Source organism: Thiohalomonas denitrificans, assembly GCF_016841685.1.
GTDB lineage: Bacteria > Pseudomonadota > Gammaproteobacteria > Thiohalomonadales > Thiohalomonadaceae > Thiohalomonas > Thiohalomonas denitrificans_A.
Genome location: NZ_JAENYR010000130.1, coordinates 1 through 6,046, shown reverse-complemented (window position 1 = coordinate 6,046; position 6,046 = coordinate 1). Strand labels below are relative to the sequence as shown.

Below are 6,046 nucleotides of genomic sequence, written 5' to 3'. Positions count from 1 at the left end.
CCTGACGTTTTTGGGGGGCTCTGAAAGTATCGCCAAGCATGCAACAGTACACTAGGTGCGGGAGACGCGCGACAGAGGAAAATCACAGGTAAAGGTACTGCCGCGACCCGGCACACTGTCGATGCGCAAGCGCGCCTCATGCCGGTTCAAAACGTGTTTGACAATAGCAAGTCCGAGACCCGTACCACCGCTGTCACGGGAGCGGCCCACGTCAACCCGGTAGAACCGTTCCGTCAACCGCGGGATGTGCGCCGCCTCGATCCCGATGCCGGTGTCTGCAACGGCATAATGGGCCCCCTGTTCATCCGCCCACCAGCGAATGCGAATGCGGCCCGCCTCGGGCGTATAGCGAATGGCATTGATCACCAGATTGGCGAAGGCGCTATGCAATTCTCGCTCGGCACCGTAAAGCCCCGCTTCGGATTCGGAATCGATGCTGATCTGCTGTCTCTTTTGGGCTGCGAGATGCTCGACATCCTCGTAAATCGTGGCGATGAGCGCAGGCATGGATACCGGCTTTTCAGGAGGGCGATTGCTATCGGTCTCCAGACGCGAGAGCAGCAAGAGATCTTCGACGATGTGCTGCATACGAGACGCTTGCTGCTGCATCAGGAGCAGTGAACGACTCCATTCACGAGCGCACTCATCATCGGTGTCGATCATGGTTTCCAGAAAACCGTTAACCACCGTAAGGGGTGTTCGCAGTTCATGGGAGACGTTGGCCACAAAATCCCGCCGCATCTGTTCGAGCCGCTGCTGCTGACTCACATCTCGCAGGATCAGAAGCCGCAGGTCGCGGCCATAGGGGATCACCCGGGCACTCAGCGTCGTTTCCGGGTCTTTGGGTGCGGGAATAAGGATGTACCCCGACTCGTTCCCGCTTTCCAGAAAATTACCGAATTCGGGGTAGCGAATCAGGTTGTCGATCCGCTGGCCCACATCCTGGCCCGCATGCAGTTTGATCAATTGCCGGGCGGCGTCATTGAACCACTGGATTTCGTCACCGGGCCCGAGCACCACCGTGGCGTCGGGCATCGCCGATGTCGCCTCCCGAAACTGACTCAGCATGGCAGCGAGGCGTTTCTTCTGGGCCCGCTCTCGCTGCCGCTTGCCGTAGAGGAGATAGAAGACTTCGCTCCAGATACCGCTCGCTTCAGGCGGCTGATAGGTCCGGCCATCACGCAGCCACTGCTCGAGCCGACGCAGATTGTGGAGATGCCAGAGCATATAGGCCAGCAGCCCCAGAAAAAGGAAGACTCCCGGCTTGCCAAGGACCGCTCCAATCAGCCAGGCGCCGATCAGAATGATACCCAATCGAAAGAACTCGGCACTCCAGGGGCGTGGCAAGGGTGATTACCCGTCAGGTGAGAAACGGTAGCCGGCACCACGAACCGTCTGAATCAGACTATCGTGGCCGCTCGGGGTCAATGCCTTGCGCAGCCGGCGAATATGCACGTCGACCGTACGCTCCTCCACGACTGCACCGCGACTCCACACCCTATCGAGCAGTTGAGAACGACTGTAGACCCGCTCCGGGTGAGACATAAAGAAATGCAGCAGCCGAAACTCGGTCGGCCCCACGTCGAGGGACTGCTCATTGGCGCTCACACGATGGCTTTGCGCATCGAGCATCAGCCCCTCCGCCGAGAATATTCCTTCGAGATTGTCCGCGGAGGCGCGCCGCAGGACGGCGTTGATGCGCGCGATCAGTTCCCGGGGAGAAAAAGGTTTGGTGATGTAGTCATCCGCTCCCACCTCGAGGCCGCGAACACGGTCATCCTCCTCACTGCGGGCGGTCAGCATGATGATGGGCAGATCCCTGGTGTAGTCGTCTTTTTGCAGACGACGGGCCAGTTCGATACCGCTGGCTCCGGGCAGCATCCAGTCGAGCAGCAGCAGATCCGGTCGCCGATCGGCCAATACCCGGTCGGCTCCCGCCGCGTCACCGGCCTCCAGGGTTTCGAAGCCGGCACGCGTCAATGCCATGACGACCATGGTACGGATAGCCGGTTCGTCTTCAACCAGCAGAATGCACTTACCTGTCATATCTTCGCAACACATTGCCCATGTCGCTACCATTTTAAAGCCCGGTATGTGACAAGGGTGTGACACGGCTTGTTCAACCTCTACGAACTCCGCATCTCCATGTTAACCCGGAAAATTCACGAACTCACCGCAAAGATGCCAAGAGCAGAATTCAATTGTCTTATCGGCATACATGACCGGGAAACGACGGAAACAGCAGAACCTCGGCGATAATGCAAGATGCTGTAATCAAAGCTTTGCGTCCTTTGCGTCTTCACCTACATGGATGTAGGTGAGGGGCGTGAGCAGGAGCGGAAGCTTTGCGGTGAACAATCCGGGTTAAATCGTTGGGTGTTTTCCGAACCGGCTATTTCTCCAGTTGGCTGACATCCCGCACCGCACCGCGGGCGGCGGAGGTGGTCATGGCGGCATAGGCCTTGAGCGCCGCGGAGACCCGGCGCTCCCGACCGACCGGCTTCCAGGCATCGGCACCTTTGGCCTGCATCACCTCACGACGCCTGGCCAGTTGCTCATCGGACAGGGCCACGCGGATGGAGCGCTTGGGGATATCGATCTCGATGGTGTCGCCAGACTCCACCAGGCCGATAGCGCCGCCTTCGCCGGCCTCGGGTGAGACATGGCCGATGGAGAGCCCCGAGGTGCCGCCGGAGAATCGCCCGTCGGTCAGCAGGGCACACGCCTTGCCCAGTCCCATGGATTTGATATAGGAGGTGGGATAGAGCATCTCCTGCATGCCCGGTCCGCCGCGCGGCCCCTCGTAGCGGATGATCACCACGTCGCCGGCCTTGACCTCGCCGCCGAGGATCTTCTCCACCGCCTCCTCCTGGGCCTCGCAGATCACCGCCGGGCCGGAAAACGTGAGGATCGACTCGTCCACCCCCGCGGTCTTCACCACGCAACCCTCCTCGGCGATATTGCCGTAGAGCACGGCCAGGCCGCCCTCCTTCGAGAAGGCGTGCTGGAAATCGCGGATGCAGCCGTGTTCCCGATCGAGATCGAGACCGGCGTAACGCTTGTCCTGACTGAAAGCCTTGGTAGTCGGCACGCCGCCGGGTGCTGCCTGATAGAAGGTCCAGCGCTTCGCATCCCGGGTACGGCGGACATCCCAAAGGTCGATGGCTTCACCGATGGTGCCGGCGTGGACGGTGGGGATGTCCCGGTGCAGCAGACCGGCACGCTCCATCTCTCCCAGAATCGCCATGATGCCGCCGGCACGGTGTACATCCTCGATGTGGTACTGCGGCGTGGCCGGTGCCACCTGGCACAGGTGCGGCACCTTGCGTGAGAGCCGGTCTATATCGGCCATGGTAAACGGTACCTCGGCCTCCTGCGCCGCTGCCAGCAGATGCAAAATGGTGTTGGTGGAGCCGCCCATGGCGATATCCAGGCTCATGGCATTTTCAAATGCCTCGGCGGTGGCGATAGAGCGCGGCAGAACAGATTCATCGTCCCCTTCGTAATAGCGTCTGGCGAGAGCCACCACGATACGGCCCGCCTCCTGGAACAGGCGCTCCCGATCCGCATGGGTCGCCAGCAGCGTCCCGTTTCCAGGCAGAGACAGCCCCAGGGCCTCGGTCAGGCAATTCATGGAATTGGCGGTGAACATGCCGGAGCAGGAGCCGCAGGTCGGACAGGCGGAACGCTCGATGGTCTCCACATCTTCATCGCTTTCGTTGGGATCCGCCGCGGCCACCATGGCGTCCACCAGATCCAGGTGCACCTCGCCGCCCTTCACCACTGCCTTGCCCGCCTCCATCGGTCCGCCGGAGACGAAGATGGTGGGGACATTCAGGCGCAGGGCGGCATTCAGCATCCCGGGGGTGATCTTGTCGCAGTTGGAGATGCACACCAGTGCGTCCGCACAGTGGGCATTCACCATGTACTCCACCGAGTCGGCGATGATCTCACGCGAGGGCAGGGAGTAGAGCATGCCGCCGTGGCCCATGGCGATCCCGTCGTCGACGGCGATGGTGTTGAACTCCTTGGCCACCCCGCCGGCCGCCTCGATCTCCCGCGCCACCAGTTGACCCATATCCTTGAGGTGGACATGGCCGGGCACGAACTGGGTGAATGAGTTGGCGATGGCGATAATCGGCTTGCTGCCGAAATCATCGTCTTTCATACCGGTGGCGCGCCAGAGGGCGCGGGCGCCAGCCATGTTGCGGCCGTGAGTCGAGGTCCAGGAGCGATAGCGCGGCATCGGAAAACCCTATCTATTGAAAACACGAATCGGGATAGGATACCAGAGGGGAGAGAGTGTGGGGATCGGGGAGCAGACATCGAGACAAACAGCGTCCGTGTTCCCGGGCTTGACCTGCAGGTCGACCTCAGGCTGACGAAGGGTGTCGGGCCAGCCCGAATTTCGTAGGTCATCGAAAAAGCAGTTCGGGGTTCTGCACGCGCGGCGCTCGCGCGTGCAGAAGTCGAATTACTACATACCCGAAGGGGACATAGGGCGTTCGCCGGCACCGCCGTCCTGCATAGCACCGTCGTCCTGCATAGCACCGCCGTCCTGCATGGCACCGCCGTCCTGCATGGCGCCACCGTCCTGCATGGCATCGTCATCCTGCAGACCGGTGTCCGCATCCTCTTCGCTCTCGACGAAAGCCGCGAACTCGGAGGACTCGGGATCGAGGCCCAGGGCATCGATGGTATCGCGATCGATTTCACCCGTCGCCTGCATGCCCTCCGCTTCCTGGAACTCGCTCAGGGCACTCTGGGTCTGTGGGCCCCAGATCCCATCTTCGGGACCGGCAGAGTAGCCTTCGCGATTCAGCGCCTGCTGCAGCTGCAGGACAGCATCCGAATGCTCACCCTGGGCAGCCTGCTGTTCCGCGGCTCCGGGCTGCTGCATCGCACCCTGCTCCGCCGAACCGGGGGAGTAAGCTCCCCCCGACTGTTCACCTGCCGCATGCACCAGCGGTGCGGAAATCAGCGCGGCCGCTGCACACAGTCCGAGAAAAGGTTTGAATTGCATTATTCACCTCCGTGTGGATTTAACGGCGCGTGCTTGCGCCTCCCGAAAGCGTATACGGAACGGCACCGGATTCAAGCCGTAATAGATAAGGGTTGCCACGCAGTTCTCAATTCAGACGCTTATCGCGGCTTCCGCCGCTCCCACAGGGGGGCATCAAGTGGTGGTCGTGCACCCCTGTAGGAGCGGCGGAAGCCGCGATTTCCTGGAAGAACAGCAAAACCCACGGTACAATCTCGGCAAAAACCACTCACTGTGCAATGGAATCTGCCAACCACCAGTCACCTCACGTATCCGCCCTACGCCGTGGACGCTTTTCCGAACCTGGGCGCATTTATCTGGTCACCACCGCCACCAACCACCGACGCCCTCTGTTCACCGATTTTCATCTCTCCCGGCTCGCTATCAAGGAGCTGCAGCAGAGCGATGTGCGCGGACGTTGCGAGACGCTGGCTTTCGTGCTCATGCCCAACCATCTGCATTGGCTGCTGCAGCTCAGAGATACCGACCTTTCGCGGCTGCTGAGGCTTTTCAAGGCGCACTCCGGGAAGGTAATTAATGCGGCATGCAGCACACCGGCGCATCGCATTTGGCAACCGGGTTTTCATGATCACGCGCTGCGCAAGGAAGAGGACATCGTCAAGGTTGCACGCTACGTCATCGCCAACCCGCTCCGCGCCGGCCTGGTCAGGCGGGTTGGCGACTATCCGCACTGGGACGCTGTCTGGTTGTAGGCAGATGAGAGGCAGTTTTCGCGGCTTCCGCCGCTCCTACGGGGACGGAGGTGTGAGGGTTATCGCGGCTTCAGCCGCGCTAATCATGCCGGGGCCCGCGACCGCTGGGACTCCCCCGCTAACGGCTTGCGCGGCGGCACTTCACAGCCGCCGTCAGCTCCGTCAAAGCGGCGCACCAGCGGTGAGGAGTTGGCCGGCCACTGTCTCTTTACCTGGTTGTCGGGGGCGTCACCGGTAAAGACCAGGTAACCGTACTTGCCATAGTGGGGCACCTTACGGGCGAGTCCGGGGA

General features: G+C 61.3%; 6 protein-coding genes. 1 reads left to right on the top strand and 5 read right to left on the bottom strand.

Going from position 1 to position 6,046, the window contains the following annotated elements; translation table 11 throughout:
* Positions 1-51 precede the first annotated feature (51 nt).
* From phoR to Q7L05_RS16760, 4 genes are all read right to left on the bottom strand, one after another.
* Entirely contained in the window at positions 52-1,347 is a 1,296-nt protein-coding gene (gene phoR / locus Q7L05_RS16775; RefSeq protein ID WP_303909364.1) for a phosphate regulon sensor histidine kinase PhoR, read from the bottom strand.
* A gap of 6 nt (positions 1,348-1,353) precedes the next feature.
* A complete protein-coding gene (gene phoB, locus Q7L05_RS16770) occupies positions 1,354-2,046 on the bottom strand; it encodes a phosphate regulon transcriptional regulator PhoB (protein WP_303909362.1) in 693 nt (230 codons plus the stop codon).
* A gap of 346 nt (positions 2,047-2,392) precedes the next feature.
* Positions 2,393-4,246, bottom strand: coding sequence for a dihydroxy-acid dehydratase (gene ilvD, locus Q7L05_RS16765; protein WP_303909360.1), 1,854 nt, complete (start codon positions 4,244-4,246; stop codon positions 2,393-2,395).
* A gap of 231 nt (positions 4,247-4,477) precedes the next feature.
* Positions 4,478-5,023 (bottom strand): peptidoglycan-binding domain-containing protein, encoded by a 546-nt coding sequence (locus Q7L05_RS16760; RefSeq protein ID WP_303909358.1) that lies wholly within the window; start codon positions 5,021-5,023, stop codon positions 4,478-4,480.
* A gap of 257 nt (positions 5,024-5,280) precedes the next feature.
* Between Q7L05_RS16760 and Q7L05_RS16755 the strand changes: the two genes are divergently transcribed.
* A complete protein-coding gene (locus tag Q7L05_RS16755) occupies positions 5,281-5,754 on the top strand; it encodes an REP-associated tyrosine transposase (protein ID WP_303909357.1) in 474 nt (157 codons plus the stop codon).
* An 83-nt stretch (positions 5,755-5,837) separates the two neighbouring features.
* Here the strand turns inward: Q7L05_RS16755 and Q7L05_RS16750 are convergent.
* A partial coding sequence (locus Q7L05_RS16750) for a hypothetical protein (protein WP_303909356.1) occupies positions 5,838-6,046 on the bottom strand: 209 nt, incomplete at its 5' end.

Excerpts from the sequence above, each read along its gene's own strand:
- phoB (WP_303909362.1), bottom strand. The coding sequence starts at position 2,046 with ATGACAGGTAAGTGCATTCTGCTGGTTGAAGACGAACCGGCTATCCGT.
- Q7L05_RS16760 (WP_303909358.1), bottom strand. The coding sequence starts at position 5,023 with ATGCAATTCAAACCTTTTCTCGGACTGTGTGCAGCGGCCGCGCTGATT.
- ilvD (WP_303909360.1), bottom strand. The coding sequence starts at position 4,246 with ATGCCGCGCTATCGCTCCTGGACCTCGACTCACGGCCGCAACATGGCT.
- Q7L05_RS16755 (WP_303909357.1), top strand. The coding sequence starts at position 5,281 with ATGGAATCTGCCAACCACCAGTCACCTCACGTATCCGCCCTACGCCGT.